23 protein-coding genes and 2 tRNA genes are annotated in these 25,089 nt (G+C 69.1%); 17 read left to right on the forward strand and 8 right to left on the reverse strand.

Annotation, left to right across the window (positions count from 1 at the left end; all coding sequences use genetic code 11):
• The first annotated feature begins 13 nt into the window (after window positions 1–13).
• On the forward strand, window positions 14–811 hold the full coding sequence (locus HQ306_RS07475) for an Fpg/Nei family DNA glycosylase (protein ID WP_027505647.1): 798 nt from the start codon (window positions 14–16) through the stop codon (window positions 809–811).
• 112 nt (window positions 812–923) lie between these two features.
• Here HQ306_RS07475 and HQ306_RS07480 read toward each other — a convergent pair whose 3' ends face one another.
• The 4 genes from HQ306_RS07480 to HQ306_RS07495 all read right to left on the reverse strand — a co-directional run bounded on the left by HQ306_RS07480 (window position 924) and on the right by HQ306_RS07495 (window position 5,068).
• Entirely contained in the window at window positions 924–1,739 is an 816-nt protein-coding gene (locus HQ306_RS07480) for a DUF1542 domain-containing protein (RefSeq protein ID WP_222630264.1), read from the reverse strand.
• 37 nt (window positions 1,740–1,776) lie between these two features.
• Window positions 1,777–2,793, reverse strand: coding sequence for an iron-containing redox enzyme family protein (locus HQ306_RS07485; protein ID WP_222630266.1), 1,017 nt, complete (start codon window positions 2,791–2,793; stop codon window positions 1,777–1,779).
• A gap of 18 nt (window positions 2,794–2,811) precedes the next feature.
• The gene (locus HQ306_RS07490; protein ID WP_222630268.1) at window positions 2,812–4,146 is read right to left on the reverse strand and encodes an EAL domain-containing protein; all 1,335 of its coding nucleotides are present in this window, start codon (window positions 4,144–4,146) and stop codon (window positions 2,812–2,814) included.
• Between the two features lie 88 nt (window positions 4,147–4,234).
• Complete coding sequence (locus tag HQ306_RS07495; protein ID WP_222630270.1) at window positions 4,235–5,068, reverse strand: universal stress protein; 834 nt, start codon at window positions 5,066–5,068, stop codon at window positions 4,235–4,237.
• Between the two features lie 229 nt (window positions 5,069–5,297).
• On the opposite strand from HQ306_RS07495, the gene HQ306_RS07500 reads away from it, so the two are divergent.
• The gene (locus tag HQ306_RS07500) at window positions 5,298–5,714 is read left to right on the forward strand and encodes an STAS domain-containing protein (protein WP_051613329.1); all 417 of its coding nucleotides are present in this window, start codon (window positions 5,298–5,300) and stop codon (window positions 5,712–5,714) included.
• Between the two features lie 55 nt (window positions 5,715–5,769).
• Here the strand turns inward: HQ306_RS07500 and HQ306_RS07505 are convergent.
• Window positions 5,770–5,843: transfer RNA gene (locus HQ306_RS07505), tRNA-Gly, on the reverse strand.
• Between the two features lie 192 nt (window positions 5,844–6,035).
• On the opposite strand from HQ306_RS07505, the gene HQ306_RS07510 reads away from it, so the two are divergent.
• The 6 genes from HQ306_RS07510 (at window position 6,036) to HQ306_RS07535 (ending at window position 11,110) form a co-directional block, all read left to right on the forward strand.
• Window positions 6,036–6,109 (forward strand) — tRNA-Pro (locus HQ306_RS07510).
• 115 nt (window positions 6,110–6,224) lie between these two features.
• The gene (gene tig / locus HQ306_RS07515) at window positions 6,225–7,643 is read left to right on the forward strand and encodes a trigger factor (RefSeq protein WP_222630286.1); all 1,419 of its coding nucleotides are present in this window, start codon (window positions 6,225–6,227) and stop codon (window positions 7,641–7,643) included.
• A 241-nt stretch (window positions 7,644–7,884) separates the two neighbouring features.
• On the forward strand, window positions 7,885–8,481 hold the full coding sequence (locus HQ306_RS07520; RefSeq protein ID WP_051613384.1) for an ATP-dependent Clp protease proteolytic subunit: 597 nt from the start codon (window positions 7,885–7,887) through the stop codon (window positions 8,479–8,481).
• Window positions 8,482–8,560: 79 nt separating this feature from the next.
• Window positions 8,561–9,226 carry an ATP-dependent Clp protease proteolytic subunit gene (locus HQ306_RS07525; RefSeq protein ID WP_027505653.1) on the forward strand — a complete coding sequence of 222 codons (666 nt, stop codon included), beginning with the start codon at window positions 8,561–8,563 and terminating at the stop codon, window positions 9,224–9,226.
• Window positions 9,227–9,451: 225 nt separating this feature from the next.
• Window positions 9,452–10,732 carry an ATP-dependent Clp protease ATP-binding subunit ClpX gene (clpX, locus tag HQ306_RS07530; RefSeq protein WP_027505654.1) on the forward strand — a complete coding sequence of 427 codons (1,281 nt, stop codon included), beginning with the start codon at window positions 9,452–9,454 and terminating at the stop codon, window positions 10,730–10,732.
• Window positions 10,733–10,840: 108 nt separating this feature from the next.
• On the forward strand, window positions 10,841–11,110 hold the full coding sequence (locus tag HQ306_RS07535; protein ID WP_027505655.1) for a SelT/SelW/SelH family protein: 270 nt from the start codon (window positions 10,841–10,843) through the stop codon (window positions 11,108–11,110).
• Here the strand turns inward: HQ306_RS07535 and HQ306_RS07540 are convergent.
• A complete protein-coding gene (locus HQ306_RS07540) occupies window positions 11,107–12,315 on the reverse strand; it encodes an acetyl-CoA C-acetyltransferase (protein WP_222630294.1) in 1,209 nt (402 codons plus the stop codon). The genes HQ306_RS07535 and HQ306_RS07540 overlap by 4 nt on opposite strands.
• Before the next feature lie 45 nt (window positions 12,316–12,360).
• Entirely contained in the window at window positions 12,361–13,182 is an 822-nt protein-coding gene (locus HQ306_RS07545; protein WP_222630296.1) for an IclR family transcriptional regulator C-terminal domain-containing protein, read from the reverse strand.
• A 107-nt stretch (window positions 13,183–13,289) separates the two neighbouring features.
• Between HQ306_RS07545 and HQ306_RS07550 the strand changes: the two genes are divergently transcribed.
• Genes HQ306_RS07550 through HQ306_RS07560 form a run of 3 tightly spaced genes read left to right on the forward strand, consistent with a single transcriptional unit; the run spans window position 13,290 to window position 16,054 of the window.
• Window positions 13,290–14,036, forward strand: a complete 747-nt coding sequence (locus tag HQ306_RS07550) for a CoA transferase subunit A (RefSeq protein WP_037185784.1) — start codon at window positions 13,290–13,292, stop codon at window positions 14,034–14,036.
• Window positions 14,033–14,677, forward strand: coding sequence for a CoA transferase subunit B (locus tag HQ306_RS07555; protein WP_222630304.1), 645 nt, complete (start codon window positions 14,033–14,035; stop codon window positions 14,675–14,677). Before HQ306_RS07550 ends, HQ306_RS07555 begins: the two co-directional genes overlap by 4 nt.
• An 18-nt stretch (window positions 14,678–14,695) precedes the next feature.
• On the forward strand, window positions 14,696–16,054 hold the full coding sequence (locus HQ306_RS07560) for an amino acid permease (protein WP_222630306.1): 1,359 nt from the start codon (window positions 14,696–14,698) through the stop codon (window positions 16,052–16,054).
• Here HQ306_RS07560 and fdhD read toward each other — a convergent pair.
• The gene (gene fdhD / locus HQ306_RS07565; protein ID WP_222630308.1) at window positions 16,023–16,871 is read right to left on the reverse strand and encodes a formate dehydrogenase accessory sulfurtransferase FdhD; all 849 of its coding nucleotides are present in this window, start codon (window positions 16,869–16,871) and stop codon (window positions 16,023–16,025) included. The genes HQ306_RS07560 and fdhD overlap by 32 nt on opposite strands.
• A 164-nt stretch (window positions 16,872–17,035) precedes the next feature.
• Between fdhD and HQ306_RS07570 the strand changes: the two genes are divergently transcribed.
• Genes HQ306_RS07570 through HQ306_RS07595 form a run of 6 tightly spaced genes read left to right on the forward strand, consistent with a single transcriptional unit; the run spans window position 17,036 to window position 25,065 of the window.
• The gene (locus tag HQ306_RS07570; protein ID WP_222631375.1) at window positions 17,036–18,025 is read left to right on the forward strand and encodes an iron-siderophore ABC transporter substrate-binding protein; all 990 of its coding nucleotides are present in this window, start codon (window positions 17,036–17,038) and stop codon (window positions 18,023–18,025) included.
• A 40-nt stretch (window positions 18,026–18,065) separates the two neighbouring features.
• On the forward strand, window positions 18,066–18,446 hold the full coding sequence (locus HQ306_RS07575; RefSeq protein WP_051613335.1) for a dimethylamine monooxygenase subunit DmmA family protein: 381 nt from the start codon (window positions 18,066–18,068) through the stop codon (window positions 18,444–18,446).
• The gene (locus HQ306_RS07580; protein ID WP_222630310.1) at window positions 18,443–19,363 is read left to right on the forward strand and encodes a PDR/VanB family oxidoreductase; all 921 of its coding nucleotides are present in this window, start codon (window positions 18,443–18,445) and stop codon (window positions 19,361–19,363) included. Before HQ306_RS07575 ends, HQ306_RS07580 begins: the two co-directional genes overlap by 4 nt.
• Window positions 19,360–20,331, forward strand: a complete 972-nt coding sequence (locus HQ306_RS07585) for a DUF3445 domain-containing protein (protein WP_222630312.1) — start codon at window positions 19,360–19,362, stop codon at window positions 20,329–20,331. Before HQ306_RS07580 ends, HQ306_RS07585 begins: the two co-directional genes overlap by 4 nt.
• Before the next feature lie 18 nt (window positions 20,332–20,349).
• A complete protein-coding gene (locus HQ306_RS07590; protein ID WP_222630314.1) occupies window positions 20,350–22,404 on the forward strand; it encodes an alpha/beta fold hydrolase in 2,055 nt (684 codons plus the stop codon).
• Between the two features lie 9 nt (window positions 22,405–22,413).
• The gene (locus HQ306_RS07595; RefSeq protein WP_222630323.1) at window positions 22,414–25,065 is read left to right on the forward strand and encodes a valine--tRNA ligase; all 2,652 of its coding nucleotides are present in this window, start codon (window positions 22,414–22,416) and stop codon (window positions 25,063–25,065) included.
• Window positions 25,066–25,089 lie beyond the last annotated feature (24 nt).

Below are 25,089 nucleotides of genomic sequence, written 5' to 3' on the forward strand. Positions count from 1 at the left end.
TCAGGTACCACCCATGCCCGAGGGGCACACTCTCCATCGTCTGGCGCGACTGCACCAGAAGCGTTTCGGCGGCCAGGTCATCGAGGTGTCCAGTCCGCAGGGACGTTTCGTCGACGGTGCCGAGTGGGTCTCCGGGCATGTCCTGAAGCGCGCCGACGCCTGGGGCAAGCATCTGCTCCACCGGTACGACAACGGGGCGATCGTCCACGTCCACCTCGGGCTGTACGGAAAGTTCGGCGAGCAGTCCGTTCCCATGAAGGAGCCCGTCGGCCAGGTGCGGATGCGCATGGTGGGGGAGGAGTACGGCACCGATCTGCGCGGCCCCACCCGCTGCGAGATCTTCGACGACACTCAGGTCGACGCGCTGGTGGCGCGCCTGGGTCCCGATCCGCTGCGCAAGGAGTCCGACCCGGAGAAGGCGTTCCACCGGATCCACAAGTCGGCCATGGCGGTCGGCGCGTTGCTGATGGAGCAGGACGTCATCGCCGGCATCGGCAACGTCTACCGGGCCGAGCTGCTGTTCCGGCACCGCGTGAGCCCGTTCCGCACGGGCAAGCACCTCGACCACGAGGAGTGGGACGAGATGTGGACGGATCTCGTCGAGCTGATGAAGGTGGGCGTGCGACGCGGGCGCATCATCACGCTGGACAAGGAACACGACTCGGGCACCGGGTCGCGAGGACCGGGACGCCCGCGTTCCTACGTCTACAAGAGGAACGGCCAGCCGTGCCTGATCTGCGGCACGACGATTCTCACCGCGGACATGAAGGGCCGCAACCTCTTCTGGTGCCCGACGTGTCAGGCGACGTGAGGTCGGTCGAGCACTGATCCGTCCGCACGAGTTCCGGGGGGCGCGCACCCGGTTCCGCTGACTGGACGGGGTGCACGGCACCGGGGGGTGTGCGGACCGGCGCCCGTGGAGGTCAGAAACCTCCGAAGTCGCCGCCGCCCCCGAAGTCGCCGCCGCCCCCGAAGTCGCCACCACCGCCGAAGTCGCCACCACCGAGGTCGCCCCCGGCATCGCCGCCCATGTCGCCGCCACCGTCACCCGTGTCGCCGCCCATGTCGCCGCCGTCACTCATGTCGGTCCCGTCGCCCTCACCGCTGGCGAAGTTGTCCGCCCCGTAGCCCACGCCGGCCATCCCGGAGAACATCGCGGAGAACAGGAACATAGATCCCATGCCCCACGCGCCGGCCACGAGGGCGGGCTTCCACCACGGCTCGGAGTACCAGCCCGCAGGGACGGGGCGACCCGCCACACGTCCGCCGGGGTAGTAGTTCGGCGTCTTCTCGGACGGTCCGGGGCTCGCGGTCACGGCCCGACCCTCGTAGTCGACGGTGCGTTCCTCGGTGACCTCGCCCGCGGACTTCTGTCCTTCGATGGTGGGGACCTCGGGGCCGGGGTCCATGCCCATCGCCAGCCGGGCAGCGCGGATGTAGTAGAGCCCTTCCAGCGCAGTCTGTTTGGCCAGACGCGCCTGGGTGGGGGACTGCGCCTGATCGATCTGTGAGCCCGCGGCCGTGTAGCGCTCGGACGCGTCGGCCAGAGCCTGCTTGGAGGCAGTGTCCGAGCCGACCAGGTTGTACACCTGGCCGCCGAGGCGCTCGATGGCCTGACGCGCGTCGGCCTTGGCGTCGTCGAGCGACTCGAGACTCCGTCGGCCGGACCTGCGCTGGGACACGACGACGACGCCGACGACCAGAGCCACGACGACGATGATCAGGAGCAGAGGTTCCATGGTCCCAGTGTACGGAGAGTCCGGTTCCGGTCGCGGATCACGACGCGGGGCGCAGCGACTCCCGGCCGTTGCTCCACGCGTCCATGAGATGGTCCGCCAGGACGTTCTCGACATGGTCGATGGCGCGCATCCCGAAGACGACGTCCGCCTCGAGTTCCGGTTCGCGCGCGATGAGGTCGCCCACCACGTCGTGTCGCATGACCTGCTCGTGCACCGCGTCCGCCTCGACGTGCTCGGCGTAGAACGCGACACACTCGGCCGGGAACTCCAACCGCTGCAACGCTTTCACCAGCCGCTGCGATCCGGGTGAGGAGGTGATCTCGGTCGCGGCGAGGTGTCCGACGGCGGCACCCCGCAGCGATCGGTGCAGACCGAACATCGACATCAGGTTGACCGGTGCGAGGGTCGGTGCACCCACCCGGTCGAGGTAACCGAGGTAGGTCGCGTCGAGTCCCGCCGCTGCCAGGAGGTCGCGAAAGAGGTTCTGGTGCATCCGGCTTCCGCGCCCGCCGCCGAATTCGTCGAACTCAACGGCGACGTAGGAGGCCTTGGCCTGACCCTGCAGCCGCGGGATCGTCCACGCGTGGGGGTCGGCCTCCTTGAGGTGGTACAGCGACCGGTGCGCGAGGTACTCCCGCATCTGCTCGGCGGTGCCGGTGTCTCGGAGGTGGAAGGACGGGCCGGACCCGTCGACGTGCTCCGTCGACAACAGGTCCATCTCGTCGGCCGCCGAGCCGCCCACCGTCACGTGCGCACGGACGTCGGCGAGGAAGGCGCTCTCCATCTCGGCACGCAGACGCAGGAGGTCGGGATTCCACTCCCAGGCGTCGTCCACACCGGGGAGCCCGCGGTAGTGCAGTTCGTAACAGAGGTACAACGCGAGATGAAGGTCGTCGCCGTAGGGATCGGCGTCCGTGACGGGGACGACGACGCTGCCCGCGTCCGACGGGGACTGCACGAGTGCGGACAGGACGGCGGAGGACAGCGGCCCACGCGCCGTCGGCAGCGCGGCTGCGGTAGCCGGGGTCGAGGAGGTCGGGGTGTCGTTCAGCATCGCGGTCACCTCGTCCGACTACCCGTTTCGACCGTGTCCGAACATGCGCGGCGGTCGCTGGGGTCCGAAGACGGGCAGCGGACCCGATCCGGGTTCGGTCGGTACGGGCGTGGTGCGGCGGAGCAACAGGGTGGCCGCGTCGAGCACCAGTTCGCGGTCGTACGTCAGGCGGTAGTCGAACACCGGGTCCGACTCGGTCGATCCGTCGCCGTCCGTTTCGGCTCCGATGACGGCGGCGGTGAAGTGCGGGCTCACGACGATCACCGACAGTTCCCGCAACAGCGGGTCCGCGGCGGGCAGCCTCATGGTGTGCAGGCCGGGCACCGGCGGTGTGGTCGCGGCGCCGCCTCGTCCGAACAGGGCGACGAGCGTCCCGGACGCGGCGAGGTGCGCGGCCTGATGCATCTGCTCGGCGGACACCTCGAACGAGTGCGGAACCGTGGCCAGCACGATGGTCGACGGTCCGGTGGCCGCCGCGTGGAGCGCGAACTGGTCGATGATCGTGGAGAGCAGGGACAGACGCCCGCGGCGGATGCCACCGGTGGCCGCGGCGAGTGCGAAGGGCGTCGGCGCGGACGGCATGCGGTGGGTGAGCCCGACGGCGAAGGGGGAGTCCGACGGCAGGTCGGCGGCGGTCGGGCCGGCGTGTGGCTCACGGCGCGGCAACGGAGCGGGCGTGCCGAAGAGCCAGCCCTGGCCGAGAGCAGCGCCCATCTCACGCGCGAGATGCAGGTGTTCCTCGGTCTCGATGCCCTCGGCGAGGACCACCGCGCCCGTGCGGTCGGACTCCGCCGAGACCGCCGCGAGCACCCGCGCGGTGTCCGCCGTCGCCCGCTGCTGGGTGAACGTCATGTCCAGCTTGATGATGTCGGGCCGCAGGAACGGCAGGAGGGCCAGGCTCGCCGTCTCGGCTCCCACGTCGTCCACCGCCACGAGCCACCGTCGGTCGCGCACTCGTTCCACTGCCTCGAGCAGCGATGCGGGGTCGGCGAGCAGGTCACGTTCGGTGATCTCCACGACCACCGACAGTCGCGACGCCTCGGCGAGCAGAGCGGCCACCCCCGCGGGAGGCGCGAGGTTCATCGCGCTGGGTTCCATGTTGACGAACAACTGCAACCCGGTCGGCAGATTGGCCTCCAGCGCCCCCCGGAGCGCACTGACTCGGCACATCCAGTCCAGCTGACCGACGGTCCCGTGCGCACGCGCCGACTCGAACAGTGCGGCGGGTGACTCCCAGGGTGTGCCGACGGGGCCGCGGGCGAGGGCCTCGTAGCCGACCAGCGCGCGCGTCGAGAGGTCGACGACGGGTTGGTAAAGGGAGTGGACCGTCAGGCCTGCGGGGATCTCTTCCACGCCCGGTCCTCTCGTCGGCGGACCGAGTCCGCGTGCCTGCAGCATCTGAAACAGTAGGCCGATCACCCCTCGCGAGGGCGAGGACGGATCAGACGGGCGACGGCACGACGGTGACAGGGACGTCCACCGAGTGCATCACGGCTCGGCTGGTCGATCCCAGCAGAAGCGAGGTGAATCCACCCCGCCCGCGGCGACCCACGACGACGAGGTCCGCCTCGGCCGATCTGGCCACGAGTTCCCGCACCGGCCGGTCCTGGACCACCACGCGCTCCACCTCGACGTCGGGGTAGTCCTGCGACCACCCGGCCATCGTCTCCGCGAGGACGGCCTCCTCGTCCTCGGCAGACCGACCGCGGCCGCCGGGAACGTCGATGTCGCTCCACGCGTGCACGGCGATCAGCGATGCCCCACGTGACGAGGCGATCTCGAACGCCCAGCGGACGGCGGGCACGCTGTTGTCCGTGCCGTCGACGCCGACGACGACGGCGTGTCCCGTGCCCTCGTTCGGCGGCGTGTCCAGAGGCACCACGGTGACGGCGCACGAGGCGTGTGTCGCCACCGCCGTGCTCACCGACGCGGAGAGTCCTCCGGTGAACTCGCCGAGCCCCCGCGTCCCCACGACGATCATCGCGGCGTCCGTCGATCGTTCGACCAGTACTCCGGCGGGGGTGCCATGGTGGGTCTCGGTGGAGACCGACACGTCGGCCGCCACGGCCCGCGCCGCGTCCACTCCGTCGGCGAGAATGCGGTCGAGTGCACTCGCTGCAGTGTCGTCGACGTCCGCGAAGGCCGGCGCGGACACCGCCGTGACCAGCACGAGGGGCAGGTCGCGAGCGGTGCAGAGCCGCGTGGCCCATCGCACGGCCGCGAGCGCTGCGGACGATCCGTCGACTCCGACGACGACGGGGTGGGACACGGGCATGCAGGCCTCCAGCGGTTCGAACGGACGGTGCCGAGATGACGACAGTGTTCCCGACGCGAGGCGATGTCATGCCCGGAACAGGCAGTTGAGTCTGCAACGGCGTTATTTCGATGTGCTGTGAACGTTATCGGATCGTGATGCTCTGCACGCAGCCTCGTCACTCTGGCGGGCGAATCTAAGGCAGACGCCGAGGAACGAGATCGACGCACACGAACCGGGAGACACAGCAATGACCGCACACGGACTCGACACCCACTTCTCTTTCGACGCTGCCGATCTCACCGTCCTCGAATACGAACGCGGCGACGTCGCCGTGGTGTCGGTCGGCGGCGAGATCGACATGAGCACCACGCCCGAACTCCGCGAGGTCCTGGCACGCGTGGCCGCTCGCGGCCACGAGGACGTGGTTCTCGACCTGTCGGACGTCACCTTCCTGGGCAGCGCCGGCGCCGTCCTTCTCCTCGGCGCGGCGTCCTCGCTGTCGGTCCGTCCGATGGTGCTGGTGGCCACCGACCCCGCAGTGCGGCGCCCGCTCGAGCTCCTCGGCGTCTGCTCGCCGATCACCGTGTGCGGAAGCATCTTCGAGGCAGTGTCGCTGGTCACCTCGGCGCGCGACGGCGCCGGAGTCCTGTCCGACGCCGGCTGACCCCCGAACACACGAGAGCCCCCCGATTCGGTGAATCGGGGGGCTCTCGTGTTCGTGGAGCGGGCGACGGGAATCGAACCCGCGTAATCAGTTTGGAAGACTGAGGCTCTACCATTGAGCTACGCCCGCATGCCTGCGGCGGTGCTGGGATCGCCAGCTCCTGCCGCCTGCGTTGAGGAACTGTACCGAACGTCGCGCGCGATCGAGAAATCGGCCCGCCGTCGGCGCCTCCGCGGTACCGCCGTAGGATCGTCGGCGCACGTCGCTGTGGCCTTGCCGGTGCGAATCGCCACGATCGAGGGTGACGGCGTGCACGAGGAACGGGATGTGGCGCAGCTTGGTAGCGCATCCGCTTTGGGAGCGGAGGGTCGCAGGTTCGAATCCTGTCATCCCGACAGACGTCGGTCGCCGCGATCGAATGGTCCAGATCCACCTTCCCACCGGAACCACCCCGCACCACCACAGTCCGACACCGAGTCACTGCAGTCGAGCAGATGAAGGAGCACGTTCGTGAAGAGCACTGTCGAGCAGCTGAGCCCGACGCGAGTCCGTATCAACGTCGAGGTGCCCTTCGAGGAGCTGAAGCCTGATTTCGACCGCGCCTACAAGACGCTCGCGCAGCAGATCCGCCTGCCCGGGTTCCGGCCCGGCAAGGCGCCCGCGAAGCTTCTCGAGGCACGCGTCGGCCGCGCGAACGTCCTGAACCAGGTGGTCAACGACGCGTTGCCCGCCAAGTACAACGACGCGCTCAGCTCGACCGAGCTGAAGCCCCTCGGCCAGCCGGACATCGAGATCACCAAGCTCGAGGACGGCGAGGAGATCGTCTTCACCGCCGAGGTCGACGTGCGTCCCGAGATCACGCTGCCCGACTTCTCGAGCGTCACCGTCACCGTCGACCCGGTCGAGATCACCGACGAGGCCGTCGACGAGCAGCTGCTCTCGCTGCGTCAGCGTTTCGGCACCCTCACCGGTGTCGAGCGCGCTGCGCAGACCGGCGACTTCGTCTCCATCGACCTGTCGGCCACGGTCGACGGCGAGGACGTCGCGGAGGCCTCGACCGAGGGCCTGTCCCACGAGGTCGGCTCCGGCCAGCTCATCGAGGGTCTCGACGACGCGATCGTCGGCCTGTCCGTGGGTGACTCCAAGGAGTTCCCGACGACGCTGCTCGCCGGTGAGCACGCCGGCCGGGAAGCGCAGGTCACCGTCACGGTGAAGTCGGTGAAGGAGCGCGAGCTGCCCGAGCCCGACGACGAGTTCGCCCAGCTGGCGAGCCAGTTCGACACGTTCGACGAGCTGATGGCCGATCTGCGCGAGCGCGTGGCCCGCGTCAAGAAGGTCGAGCAGGCCGGACAGATCCGCGACAAGGTGCTCGAGGCTCTGCTCGAGTCCGTCGAGGTCCCGGTTCCCGAGGCCTTCGTCAAGGCCGAGGTCGATTCCGCGCTGCACGACGCGATCCATCCGCTCGACCACGACGAGGACAAGCTCGCGCAGCAGCTCGAGGCCGCAGGCTCCTCGCGCGAGGAGTTCGACACGAACGCGCGTGAGAGTGCCGAGAAGTCCGTGCGCACCCAGCTGTTGCTCGACACCATCGCCGACGCCGAGTCGGTCCAGGTCGGACAGGAAGAGCTGACCCAGAACATCGTCTTCCAGGCACAGCGGTACGGCATCGCACCGGAGGAGTTCATCCAGCAGGTGCAGCAGGCCAACCAGCTGCCCGCACTGTTCGCCGACATCCGACGCAGCAAGGCACTCGCCGCGATCGTCGATCGCGTCTCCGTGACCGACACCGCCGGTGCGAGCGTCGACACCAAGGAGCTCTTCGGAGATCCCAAGGACGAGGCCACCGACGAGACCGAGTCGGCGGAGATCGAGTCGTCCACGGACGAGTCGGCTGCGGACGATTCGTCTGCGGGCGAACAGCAGAAGTAACGCTCACAGCGAACGACGGCGGTTCCGGGACTCCGGGGCCGCCGTCCTTCGTTAGTGTCGGTGACAGAGAACGTGAGCGTTCCGTCCACAGGGAACGTTCGCGCTCACAGCGAGAAACTCGTTCAGGCGAGACCACATCGAGCACGAGAAGGCAGGTACCGTGACCACCACGAACCCGGCGACCAACACCGACCAGGCAGGGCCGTCCCGTCAGGCAGGGTCGATCGTGACCGCTCCGGCCATGACGTCCGCGACCGCCGGACTCAACCTCAGCGACTCCGTCTACGAGCGTCTGCTCCGTGAGCGCATCATCTTCCTCGGCACGCAGGTCGACGACGACATCGCGAACAAGCTGTGCGCCCAGATCCTCCTGCTCTCGGCAGAGGACCCCACTCGCGACATCGCGCTCTACATCAACTCGCCCGGCGGTTCCGTCTCGGCCGGCATGGCGATCTACGACACGATGAACTTCGCCGAGTGCGACGTCGCGACCTACGCGATGGGCCTGGCGGCGTCGATGGGCCAGTTCCTGCTCACCGCCGGGACCAAGGGCAAGCGCTACGCCCTGCCGCACGCCCGCATCATGATGCACCAGCCGTCCGCCGGAATCGGCGGCAGCGCGGCGGACATCGCCATCATGGCCGAGCAGTTCGCCCTCACCAAGCGCGAGATGGCCGAACTGATCGCACAGCACACCGGGCAGTCGTTCGAGCAGGTCACCGAGGACTCCGACCGCGACCGGTGGTTCACGGCGCAGCAGGCCCTCGAGTACGGCATGGTCGATCACGTCATCACACGCGCCGAGCAGGCCGGCGGCACCAGCGGAGCCGACAACTGATCGGACCGGACAGCGCAGCGCGCGACGCGCTCGCTCCTGTCGGTCGTCCGATCTCTTCACCCACACCCTTGGAGTACTGATGTCCCAGCTCTTCGATCCCCGTTCTCTCCCCGGCTCCAGCTCGCCCGCCGGGCCCGATTCCCGCTACATCCTCCCGTCCTTCGTCGAGCACTCGAGCTACGGCGTCAAGGAGTCGAACCCGTACAACAAGCTCTTCGAGGAGCGCATCATCTTCCTCGGCGTGCAGGTCGACGACGCCTCGGCGAACGACATCATGGCGCAGTTGCTCGTGCTCGAGGGTCTCGATCCCGACCGCGACATCACGATGTACATCAACTCGCCCGGTGGCTCGTTCACGTCGCTGATGGCGATCTACGACACGATGCAGTACGTGCGCGCCGATGTCGCGACCGTCTGCCTCGGTCAGGCCGCGTCGGCCGCCGCCGTGCTGCTCGCAGCGGGTGCCCCCGGCAAGCGTGCGGCACTGCCGAACGCTCGCGTCCTCATCCACCAGCCGTCCACCGGCGGTGTGCAGGGCCAGGTGTCGGACCTCGAGATCCAGGCTCGGGAGATCGAGCGCATGCGTCGTCTGATGGAGACCACCCTCGGTCGCCACACCGGCAAGGACGCCGACGTCATTCGCAAGGACACCGATCGCGACAAGATCCTCACGGCTGAGGAGGCCAAGGACTACGGGATCATCGACACCGTCTTCGAATACCGCAAGCTCTCCGCACGCAAGTGACGCCGGCCGGCCGGAGGCCGCTCCCGACACGCCCGGACGACGGGTCGTCGACGGGTGGCTCCGGCCGGTTCCGAGCCCCCGGACTGCATCGATTCACCCACGTCCGAGGGGGTGCGACGCCGCTCCGACATGCCTGCTCGGGTTGCGTCAGAAGTCGACCTCCGACCGCGAAGGCGGGTACGGTCGCACGCAGAGATTCTCTTTCACTAGTGAGGACTAACGCTCATGGCACGCATCGGTGACGGTGGTGATCTGCTCAAGTGCTCTTTCTGCGGAAAGAGCCAGAAGCAGGTCAAGAAGCTCATTGCCGGACCAGGTGTCTACATCTGTGACGAGTGCATCGATCTGTGCAACGAGATCATCGAGGAAGAACTGGCCGAGTCGAGCGAGGTCAAGCTCGACGAGTTGCCCAAGCCCGCGGAGATCCGCGACTTCCTGGAGAACTACGTCATCGGTCAGGACACGGCGAAGCGTCGTCTCGCCGTCGCGGTCTACAACCACTACAAGCGCATCCAGGCCGGCGACAAGGCCCGTGACGCCCGTGGTGAGACCGTGGAACTGGCCAAGTCCAACATCCTGATGCTCGGCCCCACCGGTTGCGGCAAGACCTACCTCGCGCAGACGCTGGCGAAGATGCTGAACGTCCCGTTCGCCATCGCCGACGCCACCGCGTTGACCGAGGCGGGGTACGTCGGTGAGGACGTCGAGAACATCCTCCTCAAGCTGATCCAGGCCGCGGACTACGACGTCAAGCGCGCCGAGACCGGCATCATCTACATCGACGAGGTCGACAAGATCGCTCGCAAGAGCGAGAACCCGTCGATCACGCGCGACGTCTCCGGCGAGGGTGTGCAGCAGGCCCTGCTCAAGATCCTCGAGGGCACGCAGGCCAGTGTCCCTCCGCAGGGTGGACGCAAGCACCCGCACCAGGAGTTCATCCAGATCGACACGACCAACGTGCTCTTCATCGTCGCCGGTGCGTTCGCCGGGCTCGAGAAGATCGTGTCGGACCGCATCGGCAAGCGCGGCCTCGGCTTCGGCGCCGAGGTCCACTCCAAGGCCGAGATCGACACGCAGGACCACTTCGCCGAGGTCATGCCCGAGGATCTGATCAAGTTCGGTCTGATTCCCGAGTTCATCGGTCGCCTGCCGGTCGTCGCGTCGGTCACGCATCTCGACAAGGAGTCCCTCGTGACCATCCTGTCGGAGCCGAAGAACGCTCTGGTGAAGCAGTACACGCGCCTGTTCGACATGGACGGTGTCGAATTGGAGTTCACCCCGGACGCGCTGGACGCGATGGCCGAGCAGGCCATCCATCGCGGCACGGGCGCTCGTGGACTGCGCGCGATCATGGAGGAAGTGCTCAACCCGGTCATGTTCGACATCCCCAGTCGTGACGACGTGGCGAAGGTGGTCGTGACGGCGGAGACCGTGAACGACAACGTGCTCCCCACCATCGTGCCGCGCAAGCCGGACCGGCCGGAACGGCGCGAGAAGAGCGCCTGACCCCCTCAGCTCGATCGAGAGCCCCGACGACCGATGGTCGCCGGGGTTCTCGTGCGTCGGGGCTCTGGAGCGTCGGGGCTCCGGAACGTCGGGGGTAGGGTCGCCGCCATGCGCGTCGCGATCACGTACTGCACCCAGTGTCAGTGGCTCCTGCGAGCCGGATGGATGGCGCAGGAACTGCTGCAGACTTTCGGATCCGACCTCACCGAGGTGGCGCTGATTCCCGGCACCGGCGGAGTCTTCCGCGTCGTGGTGGGGGAGTCCGTGGTGTGGGATCGCAAGGAGCGCGGCGGTTTTCCCGAAATCACCGTCCTGAAGCAACTCGTTCGAGACGAGGTCGACCCGGAGCGCGACCTCGGGCACGCGGACCGTCCCTAGACGCGCTCGAACACCGCCGCGAGTCCCTGGCCGCCGCCGATGCACATCGTCTCGAGGCCGTACCGCACGTCTCGTCGCACCATCTCGTGAGCGAGGGTGGTCAGGATGCGTGCGCCGGTCGCGCCGACCGGGTGGCCGAGGGAGATGCCCGAGCCGTGCGGGTTGAGCCGAGGGTCGGCGGGGTCCATCGACCATTCGGTCAGCACCGACAACACCTGGGCGGCGAACGCCTCGTTCAGTTCGATTACGTCCATGTCGTCGAGGGTGAGGCCGAGCCGGCCGAGAACGGCGGCCGTCGCCGGGACCGGGCCGATGCCCATCGTCGCCGGCGCGACACCGGCCACCGCCCATCCGGCGAGTCGGACCAGGGGTGTCAGCCCCAGCGCTGCGGCCCTGTCCGCCGTGGTGACGAGGCAGAGCGCGGCGCCGTCGTTCTGGCCGCTGGCGTTGCCGGCGGTGACCGTCGATTCCGGATCGATCGTTCCGCGGATCGGGCGGAGCCGGGACAGCGACTCGAGGGTGGTGTCGGCTCGGGGGTGCTCGTCGTCGGTGACGACGATGGGATCGCCCCTGCGCCGAGGCACTGTGACGGGCACGATCTCCTCGGCGAAGACGCCGCTCCGTTGCGCCACGACGGCGCGCTGGTGGGACTGCACCGCGAAGGCGTCCTGGTCGGCGCGGGGCACACCGTACTGCTCGCGGAGGTTCTCGGCCGTCTCGATCATCCCACCGGGCACGGGAAAGTGTGTGCCGCCGGCCGTGATCCGGGCCCGTGCGAGCCTGTCCTGGAGGGGCACGGAGTCGGCGCCGACGCCCCACCGCACACCGTCGGTGTAGAACTCGGTGGAGCTCATCGACTCCACGCCGCCCGCGAGCACGACGTCGCTCACGCCCGTGGAGACCTGCATGCAGGCGTCGAGAACGGCCTGCAGCCCGGACCCGCAGCGGCGGTCGACCTGGCGGCCGGGGACGCCGATGCCGAGCCCCGCATCGAGTGCGGCGACGCGTCCGATCGCCGGTGCCTCGCCGTTCGGTGCGCCCTGCCCGAGGATCACGTCATCGATGTCGGCGCCGGACAGCCCGGTGCGCGAGAGGATCTCGATGATCACGGCAGACGCGAGGTCCGCTGCGGGAACGGTCTTCAGGGCCCCGCCGAAGCGGCCCACGGGGGTGCGCAGCGGAGCGCAGATGACGGCGTCGAGCATGGCGTGGTCTCGTCTCGTGTGTCGGTGGTCGGGTGGGGGGAGAGGTCAGGAGGTGCGGGCTGCGTCCGACCGCGACGCGACGCGGGCGAGATCGGCGTCGATGGCGGCCGCGGTGCTCAGCAGCGCCGGCACGACGGTGGTTCTCAACTCGTCGAGCGAGTAGCGCGCCGCGGGCGTGCTGATGTTGACCGCGGCGGTGACGGCGCCGCCGTGCCCGTGCAGCGGCGCGGCGATCGAGCGGAGTCCGATCTCGAGTTCCTGGTCGACGATGCAGAAGCCCTGTGTCCGAACGAGATCGAGTTCGGCGCGCAGGCTCGACTCCGTCGTCACCGTCCGTCCCGTGAGGTCGCGGAGGTCGGTGCGCGCGAGAAGGTCCGCGAGAGCGTTCTCGTCGACACCGGCCCACAGGACTCTGCCCATCGAGGTGGCGTAGGCGGGGAAACGGGTGCCGATGGTGATGGACACGGTCATGATGCGGCTCACCGGGACCCGGGCGACGTAGACGACGTCGAGGTCGTCCAGGACGGACACCGACGAGGACTCGTGCACGCGCGCGGTCAATGCCTCGAGATGCGGTCCGGCGATCTCGGGGAGCGAGAGCGACGAGAGGTACGAGTAGCCGAGATCGAGGACCCTCGGAGTCGGCGCGAAGGTGGTGCCGTCGGTGCGGACGTACCCGAGTTCGACCAGGGTGAGCAGGAAGCGACGGGCCGTGGCGCGGGTGAGATCGGTGGCTCGGGCGACCTCGGACAGCGTGCGACGGGGATGGTCCGCGTCGAAGGCCCGGATCACCGCGAGTCCGCGGGCGAGGGACTGCACGTGATCCGCGGCGGCAGCGCGGGTCTGCGGCGGTGCGGGCTCGGTCATGGGGTCCACTCCTCGTCGGCTCGGATGCGCGTGTCTCATTGAAGCACAGTGTTCGCATCGCGGACTTCTGTTCACTTGTCGAACGGTGCGTTAGGGTCACGGTCATGATGAACAAGGTGGTGGCCTCGGCCGCCGAGGCGGTGGCCGACATCCCGAGCGGATCGTCGATCGCGGTGGGCGGATTCGGTCTGGTCGGTGTGCCGGAGCTTTTGATCGCTGCACTGCTCGATCAGGGTGCGACCGATCTCGAGACCATCAGCAACAACTGCGGGACCGACGGCTTCGGGTTGGGAATCCTGTTGGAGCAGGGCCGGATCCGCAGGACCGTCAGCTCGTACGTCGGGTCGAACAAGGAGTTCGCCCGCCAGTACCTCGGCGGTGAACTCGAAGTGGAGCTGACACCGCAGGGCACGCTCGCCGAGCGGCTGCGAGCGGGCGGCGCCGGAGTCCCGGCCTTCTTCACCCCCGCGGGGGTGGGGACCCAGGTCGCCGAGGGCGGGCTGCCACAGCGGTACGACGGCGCCGGCGGGGTCGCTCTCGCCTCGGCCCCGAAGGAGACGCGCGAGTTCGACGGTGTCACCCATGTCCTCGAGCGCGGGATCGCCGCCGACTTCGCACTGGTGCACGCCTGGAAGGGTGATCGGTACGGCAATCTCGTCTACCGGGCCAGCGCCCGCAACTTCAATCCACCGGCAGCGGAGTCGGGGCGCATCACCATCGCCCAGGTGGAGCATCTGGTCGAGCCGGGGGAGCTGACGCCCGAGGACGTGCACACGCCCGGAATCCACGTTCAGCGCGTCGTCGTCGTCGGGCCCGTGACGGTCGGGATCGAGCGCAGGACGGTGCGGTCATGACCCCGACTCCGCGCACACGGGACGAGATGGCGGCACGGGTGGCCGCCGAACTCGAGGACGGGCAGTACGTGAACCTGGGCATCGGTATGCCCACGTTGATCCCGGCCCACATTCCCCCCGACAGGACCGTGATCCTGCACTCGGAGAACGGAGTTCTGGGCGTGGGCCCGTACCCCACCGAGGACGAACTCGATCCCGAGCTGATCAATGCCGGCAAGGAGACCGTCACCGTGCTCCCGGGGGCCTCGTTCTTCGACTCGGCACAGTCCTTCGGCATGATCCGCGGCGGCGCCGTGGACGTCGCCGTCCTCGGCGCGATGCAGGTGGACAGCCGCGGTGATCTCGCCAACTGGATGATCCCCGGCCACATGGTCAAGGGGATGGGCGGCGCGATGGACCTGGTCCACGGAGCGCGACGCGTCATCGTGATGATGGAACACGTCTCCCGCAGCGGGGAGCCCAAGATCGTCGACAGGTGCACGCTCCCGCTCACCGGTCGCGGCTGCGTGCACCGCATCATCACCGATCTGGCGGTCCTCGACGTCACGGCGGACGGGCTCGAACTGATCGAGACCGCACCCGGCGTGGGGGTCGACGACGTCCTCGCGGCGACGGGCGCCGAGGTCCGCGTCCGGACGTAGCGTTACCGTTTCCTTCTCATGGTCGACTCACTCACCGACGGACTGAAGGTCCGCCACCTGACGATGATGGGCCTCGGCTCCGCGATCGGCGCCGGGCTGTTCCTGGGCACGGGCGCCGGCATCGCCGCCGCGGGACCCGCCGTCCTCCTGTCCTACGCCATCGCCGGCTTCCTCGTGATCCTCGTCATGCGCATGCTCGGCGAGATGGCCGCCGCCTCGCCGTCGTCGGGATCGTTCTCGACCTACGCCGAGATGGCGTTCGGCCGCACCGCCGGCTTCGTCACCGGCTGGCTGTACTGGTTCACCCTCGTCATGGTCATGGGCGCCGAGATGACCGGCGCCGCAGCCTTCATGGGTGCATGGTTCGGCGTGGATCCGTGGATCCCCGCCCTCGTGGCCATGGTCGTCTTCGCCGCGATCAACCTCGCGAAGGTGTCGAACTTCGGCGAGTTCGAGTTCTGGTTCGCCGCCATCAAGGTCACCGTCATCATCGGGTTCCTCGTCGTCGGGACGTTGCTGGTGTTCGGCCTGCTCCCCGGTTCGGCCCCTGTCGGCGCCGCCAACTTCACCGGTCTCGGTGGGTTCGCGCCCAATGGCGTCTCGGGCATCGCCGCGGGGCTGCTGGTCGTGGCGTTCGCCTTCGGCGGCATCGAGATCGTGACCATCGCGGCGGCCGAGTCGAAGGACCCGGCCCTGTCGGTGGGGCGCGCGGTGCGCAGCGTCGTGTGGCGCATCAGCGTCTTCTACCTCGGGTCGATCCTGGTGATCACGTTGCTGCTGCCGTGGAACCGCCTCGACGAGGCGCAGTCGGCCGCGGAGAGCCCGTTCACGCTGGTGCTGCAGCAGGCGAACCTCTCCGGGGTGGTCGGCTTCATGGAGGCCGTCATCGTGCTGTCACTGCTCAGTGCCTTCAACGCGCAGATCTACGCGACCAGCCGGATGATGTACTCGCTGGCGTTGCGGGAAGGCCGGAGGGGGCCGTTGGCGCGGGTGGATGCGTCGGGGGTCCCGCGCGCCGCGCTGCTCGTCTCGGTGTTCTTCGGCTTCGTGGCCGTGCTGCTGAACTATCTCGACCTCGACGGTCTGCTGACGTTCCTGCTCAACGCCGTGGGCGCGTCCCTGTTGGCGATCTGGGCGATGACGGTGGCATCGCAGCTACGACTACGACGCCGTCTGGAGGCGGCAGGTCCACTGCCCGTTCGCATGTGGGCGTTCCCGTACCTCAGCTGGATGGCGCTCGCGCTCCTCGTGGGCCTGACCGTGCTCATGCTGACGGACGCGTCGTCCCGTCGTCAGGTACTCGCCACCCTCGCGGTGGTCGTGCTGTTGACCGTCGTCGGTCTGGTCACCGGGCGTCGTCGGGCGGCGGCTCGCTGATCACACGGTGGGCGTGGGTGTAGACGTTCATACCGTCTCCGCGGAGGAAGCCGACGACAGTCAGGCCGGACTCGTCAGCGAGGTCGACGGCGAGCGACGACGGCGCGGACACCGCGGCGAGGATCGGGATCCCGGCCATGACGGCCTTCTGCGCGAGCTCGAAGGATGCGCGTCCGCTGACCATGAGCACCGTTCCCGTGAGGGGAACCCGTCCTTCGAGCACCGCCCACCCGATCACCTTGTCCACGGCGTTGTGTCGGCCTACGTCCTCCCGCACCGCGAGAAGCGTGCCGTCCGTGTCGAAGAGCGCGGCCGCGTGCAGCCCGCCCGTGGACGCGAAGATGCGCTGGTGCTCGCGGAGGGTGTCCGGGAGCGTGGTCAGGACGGTCGTCGTGACTGTCGCGCCGTCGGCTCCGGGGGAGTGGCGGGTCTTGAGCCGCACCGCATCGAGTGACGCCTTGCCGCAGACGCCGCAGGACGACGTCGTGTAGAAGTTCCGTTCGACCCCGGGGTCGGGTGGTGGGACGTGCGGTGCCAGAGCGAGATCGAGCACGTTGTAGGTGTTGAGCCCCTCGTCGTCGACACCGTCGCAGTACCGTGCGGCCAGAATGTCGTCGCGGCCGCCGATGACGCCCTCGGTGGCGAGGAACCCGTGCGCGAGTTCGACGTCGTGTCCGGGCGTACGCATGGTGACGGCCAACGCCTTGCCGCCGACGCGTAACTCCAACGGTTCCTCGGCGACCACGGTGTCGGGCCGTGACGAGCGGTGCGGTCCGCGGATGCGGACGACCGGTCGGCGGACGGTGGCGCGGCCCATCAGTGGTGGCTCTCGTGCGACGTGCTCATCACTCCATAGTGGACCCGCGTCGGCCCGGCGCGCGGACGGACCCGTGTCCGAGGCGGCGGTGCATAAGTTAGCCTTGCCTACACCAGGGGGGCTGGGTCCCCGCCGTCCATCGAAGGGACCACCTCACCATGGCCATGTCGGCCGGCGTCTCACGTCGTTCTTTCCTCCTCGGTGCCACCGGCGCGATCGTCGCGGTGGCCGCTGCGTGCAGCAGTTCGGACTCCGGCGGATCGCAGGACTCCGGCGCGACCGTGTCCACGAAGTACGGCGAGGTCAGCGTGCCGTCGGATCCGCAGCGCGTCGTCAGCGTCGGGTACAACGACCAGGACACCCTGCTCGCGCTGGGTGTCGTTCCGGTCGGAGTGTTCGACTGGTACGGCGACTACCCGTCCGCGACCTGGCCCTGGGCGCAGTCTGCGCTGGGGGGCGCCGCACCGGCGATCGTCGGGACCGCGTCCGAGGGCATCGACGTGGAGAAGGTGGCGTCGGCAGGCCCCGATCTCATCGTTGGTACCTATGCCGGTATCACGCAGTCGGAGTTCGACTCGCTGTCCCAGCTCGCCCCGACCGTCACCCAGCCGACCGGTTTCGTCGACTACGGCATTCCGTGGCGCGACCAGACCGCACTGCTCGGCCAGGCGCTCGGTCGGGCTGATCAGGCGAGCACGCTGATCACCGATCTCGAGCGCGAGTTCGCCGACACGGCTGCCGCCAACCCGTCGTTCGCCGGCAAGACGGTGCTGCTCGGAGCGCTGCAGGGGCCCGGACAGTTCGGTGTCTACGGCGCGCAGGACCCGAAGGTGCGCTTCCTCAACGAACTGGGCTTCGTGAATCCGCCGGTCGTCGACCAGGTGGGCGAGCGCAACTTCGCCACCGTGAGCACCGAGCAGTTGTCTCTCGCCGACGTCGACGTGCTCGTCTGGTACGCCGGTGGCGGCTTCGGTGACAAGCTTCGTGCCGAGCTGGCGGCCACTCCCGTCTACCAGCAGCTGTCCGCCGTCCAGGAGAATCGCGTGATCATTCTCGAGGACGAGGCGGCCGAGGCCATGGCGTGGAGCACCGTGCTCAGCCTGCCGTTCGCGTTGCAGGAGATCCCCGGTCGGCTGGCACCCCTCGTGCGCTGACACGCCCGGTTGCGGATCGGCCGGCGGTACTGTCGGCGGCGTGACCGTGCTGATCATCGGCGACGCCGACCGTCCGGACTCGGCCGGTGAGAGCCCGGGCCGATTCGCGGTGCGAGGTCCGGAGTCGGACGCGTGGTTCGACGCCGAGACGGACCGTGCGGTGGTCGGCTGGCGCTGTGTGCTGATCGGTTCCGCAGCCGATGTCGCGGTCTACCGTGAGCGGGCGCTGCGGGCGGGCGCAGAACCCGACGAGATCTCCGTCGTCGTCACGCAGGACGGCAGTGTCGACGTCTACTGCCCGGTGTGCGGAACGGTCGGACCGGCACCGCCCTGTGGGTCCTGCGGTGCGAATCTCGTGGTGACCGACCATGTCTCGAGCCGTCTCGCTGCTCGCCTCGGCGTTCCGGACGCCGCGTCGTGACACTGCGGGTGGTCCACTCGACCGCGGTCACTCCGGACGGTGCGGTGCGGCGCATCGACCTCGCGCCGCTGCGCTCGGGGGACGCGCTGCCGTCGTTCGTGCCCGGAAGCCACGTGGTGGTGCGCTGCGGCGACGACGCGTCCGCCCCGTACAACGCCTATTCCCTGATCGGGCCGCCGCACGCCCCGTCCCTCTACTCGTGCGCGGTACTCGCCGTCGGCGCCGGGTCGCGATGGCTGCAGAGCCGGCGCCCGGGTGACCTCGTCGAGGTCGACACTCCGCGCAGCACCTTCGCTCCGGTTCTCCGTGCGCGGAGGCACCTGCTGGTGGCCGGCGGGATCGGCATCACGCCGATCCTGTCCCTGGCGCGGTGGCTCGGGTCGACCGCCGAGGTGCACTACGTCCACCGGCCGGAACGCGGCGCGTTCGCCGAGGACGTGGCCACGTCGTGCGATGCGCGGATCAGCACCACCCGCGAGGACTTCACGAGCGGACTGGCGGACGCGCTCACCCGGCAGCCACTGGGAACTCACCTGTTCGTCTGCGGGCCACCCTCTCTCGTCGAAGGGACGCTGACTGCCGCGCGTGCGGTGGGCTGGCCGGAGAGCCGTCTGCACACCGAGGCGTTCATCCGCCCCGATACTCCTCGCCGGTCGTTCGTGCTCGAACTCGCGCGCAGCGGTCGCACCCTGCCGGTGTCGGCCGACGAGTCGGTGCTGGACGTCCTCGACACTGCCGCCGTGTCCGTCGACCGGCAGTGTCGTCACGGTGTCTGCGGTCGGTGTCGGACGCCCGTGCTCGCGGGCGCCGTCGATCATCGCGACCTGTTCCTGTCCGACGACGAACGCACACGGTCGGATTCGATGATGGTCTGCGTGTCCCGCGCCGCGGGGGACCGTCTGGTGGTGGACCTGTGACCGACCTACGGGCCTTCCCGTTCCCCTTCGACGGTGACACGTACCGGTACAGCACGAATCTCGAACCGGCGCGCACGGCTCATCGGACCGCCGCGGGCGGCTGGGGTGAGCACGTCGTCGAACCGGGCACCGACTATCGGGGCGCGCTGGCCGAACGCGCCCGCATCCTCGCACGGGACCCCCGGCGAGCGGTGTCGTTGCCGCACATGGCGCCGGCCGGGTGGGACGCGCTCGAGACGGTGCTGACCGAACTGCACCGCAGCATGCCCGACGAGACGACGCTCGATCTCGACGACGGGCGTGTCCGTTTCTCGAACAGATTGTCCGGCACCAGCATCGACGTCGCCAGAGGTGACCCGAGCGTCGACCCACTGCTGCTGGCGGCGGGGGAGACCCCGGACGATCTCGTCCTGCTCGACACCCGCAGGGGCGAGCTGTTCGCCGACGCGGGCGTGGTGACGTTCGCGTCGGGGTGGTCCGTGAACTTCGCTCTGGGTGCGAGCTTCGAGGACATCCACGGTCCCGTCCCGCGTGTGCGGGAGGAAGGGGTCGTGGCGCGGGCGCGCGCGTTCCTCCTCGGGCTGGGTGCGGGAGCGATCGTGCGGCGCACCAACTGGTCGCTCGGGGTCGATCATCGGCTCGACGCCTCTCTGGAGACGCGCGGGGAGTGGGCACCCGCGCGACGGCACCTCGAGACCGCGTCCGTCGACGAGGTCGGCCGGCGCCTCTGCCTGCGGGTCGAGGTGCAGCACCTGACGCGCCTCGCTCCGTCCGGTGCGATCCTCTTCCTCATCCGCACCCATCAGGCCTCGCTCGACGAACTCGCCGCGGTGCCCGGCTGGGCGGAGCGCGTCGTCGCGGTCACCGCGGAGCTGCCGCGTGACATGGCCGACTACAAGGGGCTGACCGCGCTGCGACCGGCGATCGACCGCTGGTGGCGGAGCAGACGTCGCGCGGTGCTCGGGTGATCGCCTAGGTTCGGGGGCATGACCGACGCGAGCGCTTTCCGGACTCCCGACGCCTACCTCGACCTTCCCCGCATCGCGGGGCTCGCACTGTCCGTCGACGGAGCGTCGCTCGTCACCACGATGTCCGAGCTGAATGCCGCACGGACGAAGTACGTCTCGAGTCTGTGGTCCATCGCGACGGACGGCACGTCGGCGCCGCGCCGGCTCACCCGGTCCGCCACAGGTGACTCCGCACCGACCTTCGCCGCGAACGGCGACCTGCTCTTCGTGCGAGCGGCGTCCGGTGACGACGACGCACCGTCCGCGGTGTGGGCGCTGTCCTCGCGGGGCGGAGAGGCCCGCAGAGTCGCGCACCGCGGCGGAGGGGTCGGGGGAGTCGTGGCCGCGACCGACGCGCCGGTGTTCGCTGTCTCCGGTGAGGTTCTGGGCGACGTCGACCGTGACGAGACGCTGCGCGCGCTGCGGAAGGACAAGGCCGTCTCCGCGATCCTGCACAGCGGATATCCGATGCGGCACTGGGACAGCGACCTCGGTCCGGCGTCCACGCACGTCTTCGTGGGGAACCTCGGCGACACTGAGGACACCGACGTCGCACTGCGGACGGTGACGCCGCGACCCGGCGGTTCGGCGGGCGGCGGCGCGTACCGCGACACCTCCGTCGCGGTGGCTCCCGACGGCTCGTGGCTGGTGGCCACACGCAGGGTCGCGGGAGCCGATGCCACCACACGGCACGTGCTCGTCCGGATCGACACCTCGGACGGTGCCGACGCCGTGCTGGTCGACGACCCGGTGGCCGACGTCGGAGCCCCTGCCGTCTCGCCGGACGGAACGCGCGTCGCCTTTGTGCGCGAGACGCATCCGGAACCGGATGCGGCGCCGCGGACCACGCTGCACGTCCTCGACCTGACGACCGGGCTGCCGGAGCAGTGGGCGGCCGGGTGGGACCGGTGGCCGTCGTCGCCGGTGTGGTCCGCCGACGGGCGCAGCATCCTGGTGACGGCGGACGACGACGGCCGGGCACCGATCTTCGTCGTGACGCGCGACGCGGCCCGCCGCCTGACGCAGGACGACCACGCCTACACCGACCTGCGCCCGGCTCCGGACGGTGATGTCGTCCACGCGCTGCGCTCGTCGTATCTCGTTCCGCCGCATCCGGTCCGGATCACGCTCGTCGACGGTGCGGTGACCGAGCTGCGATCACCGGCCGCCACGCCGGCACTGCCGGGCACCCTCGAGGACGTCGAGACCACCGCCGAGGACGGTGTGCGGGTGCGCGCCTGGTTGGCTCTCCCCACGGGCACGTCCGCCGACTGGCCCGCGCCGCTGGTGCTGTGGGCGCACGGCGGACCGCTCGGATCGTGGAACGCCTGGTCGTGGCGCTGGAATCCGTGGATGCTGGTGGCCCAGGGATTCGCCGTCCTGCTCCCCGATCCGGCACTGTCCACCGGGTACGGGCAGGCGTTCGTGCAGCGCGGCTGGGGCCGATGGGGGACGGAGCCCTACACGGACCTGATGGCCGTCACCGACGCCGTCGAGCAACGCGAGGACATCGACTCCACGCGCACGGCGATGATGGGCGGCTCGTTCGGCGGCTACATGGCCAACTGGGTCGCAGGTCACACCGACCGCTTCCGGGCGATCGTCTCGCACGCCGGTCTGTGGGCGCTGGACCAGTTCGGTCCCACCACCGACGAGGCGTCGTACTGGGCGCACGAGATGACGCCGGAGATGGCGTTCGAGAACTCACCGCACCTGGCCGTCGCGGACATCGTCACCCCGATGCTGGTGATCCACGGCGACAAGGACTATCGCGTGCCCGTGGGCGAAGCGCTGCGGTTGTGGTGGGAGCTGTTGTCCGAGTCCGGTTCTCCCGCCGACGAGAACGGGGAGACCGTGCACCGGTTCCTGTACTTCCCCGACGAGAACCACTGGATCCTCTCGCCGCAGCACACCGCTGTCTGGTACGGCGCCGTGCACGCCTTCCTGGCCGAGCACGTACTCGGACAATCCACTCCGATGCCCGAGATCCTCGCGGCGCGACCGGGCCGGACCGTCGATCCCGACGCGCACTAGAATCACCCGGTGACCAGATCGACGACAGCGCCCGACGAGAACCCTGCCGACCGCCTGCCCAAGGCCTGGAATCCCGGTGACGTGGAAGCAGGCCTCTACCAGGGATGGGTCGACTCCGGGTACTTCGTCGCCGATCCGGACAGCGCGAAGCCGGGGTACTCGATCGTGCTCCCGCCGCCCAACGTCACCGGCAGCCTGCACATGGGCCATGCCCTCGATCACACACTGATGGACGTCCTGTCCCGTCGCAAGCGGATGCAGGGCTACGAGGTGCTGTGGCTTCCCGGCATGGACCACGCGGGCATCGCCACGCAGTCGCTCGTGGAGAAGCAACTCGTCGCCGAGGGAACGTCCAAGGACGAACTGGGCCGGGACGCCTTCATCGAGAAGGTGTGGGAGTGGAAGCGTGAGTCCGGCGGCACCATCGGCGAGCAGATGCGCCGGATCGGTGACGGCGTCGACTGGAGCCGCGAGCGGTTCACGATGGACGAGGGCCTCTCGCGTGCCGTCCAGACCATGTTCAAGCTGCTCCATGATCGTGGCCTGATCTACCGCGCCGAGCGCCTCGTCAACTGGTCGCCGGTGCTGAAGACGGCGATCTCCGACATCGAGGTCAAGTACGAGGACGTCGAGGGCGAACTGGTCTCGCTGCGCTACGGGTCGTTGAACGACGACGAACCGCACGTGGTGGTCGCCACCACTCGTGTCGAGACGATGCTCGGCGACACCGCTGTCGCCGTTCACCCCGACGACGAGCGCTACCGGGACCTCGTGGGAACGACGCTTCCGCACCCGTTCCTCGACCGCGAGATCCCGGTCGTCGCCGACGACTACGTCGACCCCGAGTTCGGCACCGGCGCCGTGAAGATCACGCCGGCACACGACCCCAACGACTTCGAGATGGGTCTCCGGCACAGCTTGCCGATGCCGTCGATCATGGACACGTCGGGCCGGATCGCCGACACCGGAACGCAGTTCGACGGTATGGACCGCTTCGAGGCTCGTGTCGCCGTGCGCGAGGCACTCGCGGAGCAGGGCCGCGTCGTCGCCGAGAAGCGTCCGTACGTCCACAGTGTCGGCCATTCCGAGCGCAGCGGCGAGCCCATCGAGCCGCGACTCTCCCTCCAGTGGTGGGTGAACGTCACCACGTTGGCGGCCTCCGCCGGCGACGCCGTGCGCGACGGGCGCACCGTGGTGCACCCGAAGAGTCAGGAACCGCGGTGGTTCGCCTGGGTGGACGACATGCACGACTGGTGCATCTCGCGCCAGCTGTGGTGGGGGCACCGCATCCCCATCTGGTACGGACCCGACGGTGAGACGGTCTGCCTGGGCCCCGACGAGACGCCGCCCGAGGGCTGGGTGCAGGACCCGGACGTGTTGGACACGTGGTTCTCGTCCGGCCTGTGGCCCTTCTCGACGATGGGCTGGCCCGACCGCACTCCCGACCTCGAGAAGTTCTATCCCACCAGCGTTCTCGTCACGGGTTACGACATCCTGTTCTTCTGGGTCGCCCGCATGATGATGTTCGGCACCACCGTCGGCGACGAGCTGCCCGGTCCGGTGCCGTTCCGCGACGTGTTCCTGCACGGGCTGGTGCGTGACGAGTTCGGCCGCAAGATGTCGAAGTCGAAGGGCAACGGCATCGACCCTCTCGACTGGGTCGACCGATTCGGTGCGGATGCACTGCGTTTCACGCTGGCGCGCGGCGCGCATCCCGGCGGTGACCTCTCGGTGGGCGAGGACAACGCGCAGAGTTCGCGCAACTTCGCCACCAAGCTGTTCAACGCCACCAAGTTCGCGTTGATGAACGGCGCTGTGGTGCGGGATCTCCCGGCCCGCGAGACGCTCACGGACGCCGACCGCTGGATCCTCGACCGGCTGGCGACGGTACGCGCCGAGGTGGACGACGCGCTGGACCGCTACGAGTTCGGCAAGGCGTGCGAGGCGCTGTACCACTTCGCCTGGGACGAGGTCTGCGACTGGTACCTCGAACTGGCCAAGGTGCAGTTCTCGTCGGAGAGCGCGGCGGAACCCACTCGTATCGTCCTCGGTGTCGTGCTCGACTCCATTCTCCGCCTGCTGCATCCGGTCGTCCCGTTCGTCACCGAGACGCTCTGGAAGGCGCTCACGGGCGGCGAGAGCATCGTGGTCGCACCGTGGCCGAAGGAGACCGGGGTCGGAGCCGATCCCGTCGCGTTGCAACGCGTGTCCGACATGCAGAAGCTCATCACCGAGGTGCGCCGCTTCCGCAGCGACCAGGGCGTGAAGCCGAAGCAGAAGGTCCCGGCGCGGCTGCTCGGGGTCGAGGAGGCGGACCTCACGGCACAGATCCCCGCGACCCGTGCGCTCGCCTTCCTGACGGAGCCGGAGGAGGACTTCGCCGAGACGGCGTCCATCGAGGTTCGACTCTCGCTCGGTACCGTCGTCGTCTCCGTCGACACGTCCGGCACCGTCGACGTGGCGGCCGAGCGCAAGCGCGCCGAGAAGGATCTCGCGGCCGCGGAGAAGGAACTCGCCGCCACCACGGCCAAGCTGGGCAACGAGGCCTTCATCGGCAAGGCCCCCGAGGCGGTCGTGGACAAGATCCGCGCACGGCAGCAGATCGCCCGCGAGGACGTCGAGCGCATCACCGCACGTCTGCGTGAGATGGGGCCGGCGTGAGCTATCCGGGAAACTCCGGGCCGG

Source organism: Rhodococcus sp. BP-160 (assembly GCF_019836205.1).
GTDB lineage: Bacteria > Actinomycetota > Actinomycetes > Mycobacteriales > Mycobacteriaceae > Rhodococcoides.

What these genes read in the sequence shown, in the direction of transcription:
- HQ306_RS07475 (WP_027505647.1), top strand. Translation starts at nt 14, where the DNA reads ATGCCCGAGGGGCACACTCTCCATCGTCTGGCGCGACTGCACCAGAAG.
- HQ306_RS07480 (WP_222630264.1), bottom strand. Translation starts at nt 1,739, where the DNA reads ATGGAACCTCTGCTCCTGATCATCGTCGTCGTGGCTCTGGTCGTCGGC.
- HQ306_RS07485 (WP_222630266.1), bottom strand. Translation starts at nt 2,793, where the DNA reads ATGCTGAACGACACCCCGACCTCCTCGACCCCGGCTACCGCAGCCGCG.
- HQ306_RS07495 (WP_222630270.1), bottom strand. Translation starts at nt 5,068, where the DNA reads ATGCCCGTGTCCCACCCCGTCGTCGTCGGAGTCGACGGATCGTCCGCA.
- HQ306_RS07500 (WP_051613329.1), top strand. Translation starts at nt 5,298, where the DNA reads ATGACCGCACACGGACTCGACACCCACTTCTCTTTCGACGCTGCCGAT.
- HQ306_RS07520 (WP_051613384.1), top strand. Translation starts at nt 7,885, where the DNA reads ATGACGTCCGCGACCGCCGGACTCAACCTCAGCGACTCCGTCTACGAG.
- HQ306_RS07525 (WP_027505653.1), top strand. Translation starts at nt 8,561, where the DNA reads ATGTCCCAGCTCTTCGATCCCCGTTCTCTCCCCGGCTCCAGCTCGCCC.
- clpX (WP_027505654.1), top strand. Translation starts at nt 9,452, where the DNA reads ATGGCACGCATCGGTGACGGTGGTGATCTGCTCAAGTGCTCTTTCTGC.
- HQ306_RS07535 (WP_027505655.1), top strand. Translation starts at nt 10,841, where the DNA reads ATGCGCGTCGCGATCACGTACTGCACCCAGTGTCAGTGGCTCCTGCGA.
- HQ306_RS07540 (WP_222630294.1), bottom strand. Translation starts at nt 12,315, where the DNA reads ATGCTCGACGCCGTCATCTGCGCTCCGCTGCGCACCCCCGTGGGCCGC.
- HQ306_RS07545 (WP_222630296.1), bottom strand. Translation starts at nt 13,182, where the DNA reads ATGACCGAGCCCGCACCGCCGCAGACCCGCGCTGCCGCCGCGGATCAC.
- HQ306_RS07550 (WP_037185784.1), top strand. Translation starts at nt 13,290, where the DNA reads ATGAACAAGGTGGTGGCCTCGGCCGCCGAGGCGGTGGCCGACATCCCG.
- HQ306_RS07555 (WP_222630304.1), top strand. Translation starts at nt 14,033, where the DNA reads ATGACCCCGACTCCGCGCACACGGGACGAGATGGCGGCACGGGTGGCC.
- HQ306_RS07560 (WP_222630306.1), top strand. Translation starts at nt 14,696, where the DNA reads ATGGTCGACTCACTCACCGACGGACTGAAGGTCCGCCACCTGACGATG.
- fdhD (WP_222630308.1), bottom strand. Translation starts at nt 16,871, where the DNA reads ATGGGCCGCGCCACCGTCCGCCGACCGGTCGTCCGCATCCGCGGACCG.
- HQ306_RS07570 (WP_222631375.1), top strand. Translation starts at nt 17,036, where the DNA reads ATGTCGGCCGGCGTCTCACGTCGTTCTTTCCTCCTCGGTGCCACCGGC.
- HQ306_RS07590 (WP_222630314.1), top strand. Translation starts at nt 20,350, where the DNA reads ATGACCGACGCGAGCGCTTTCCGGACTCCCGACGCCTACCTCGACCTT.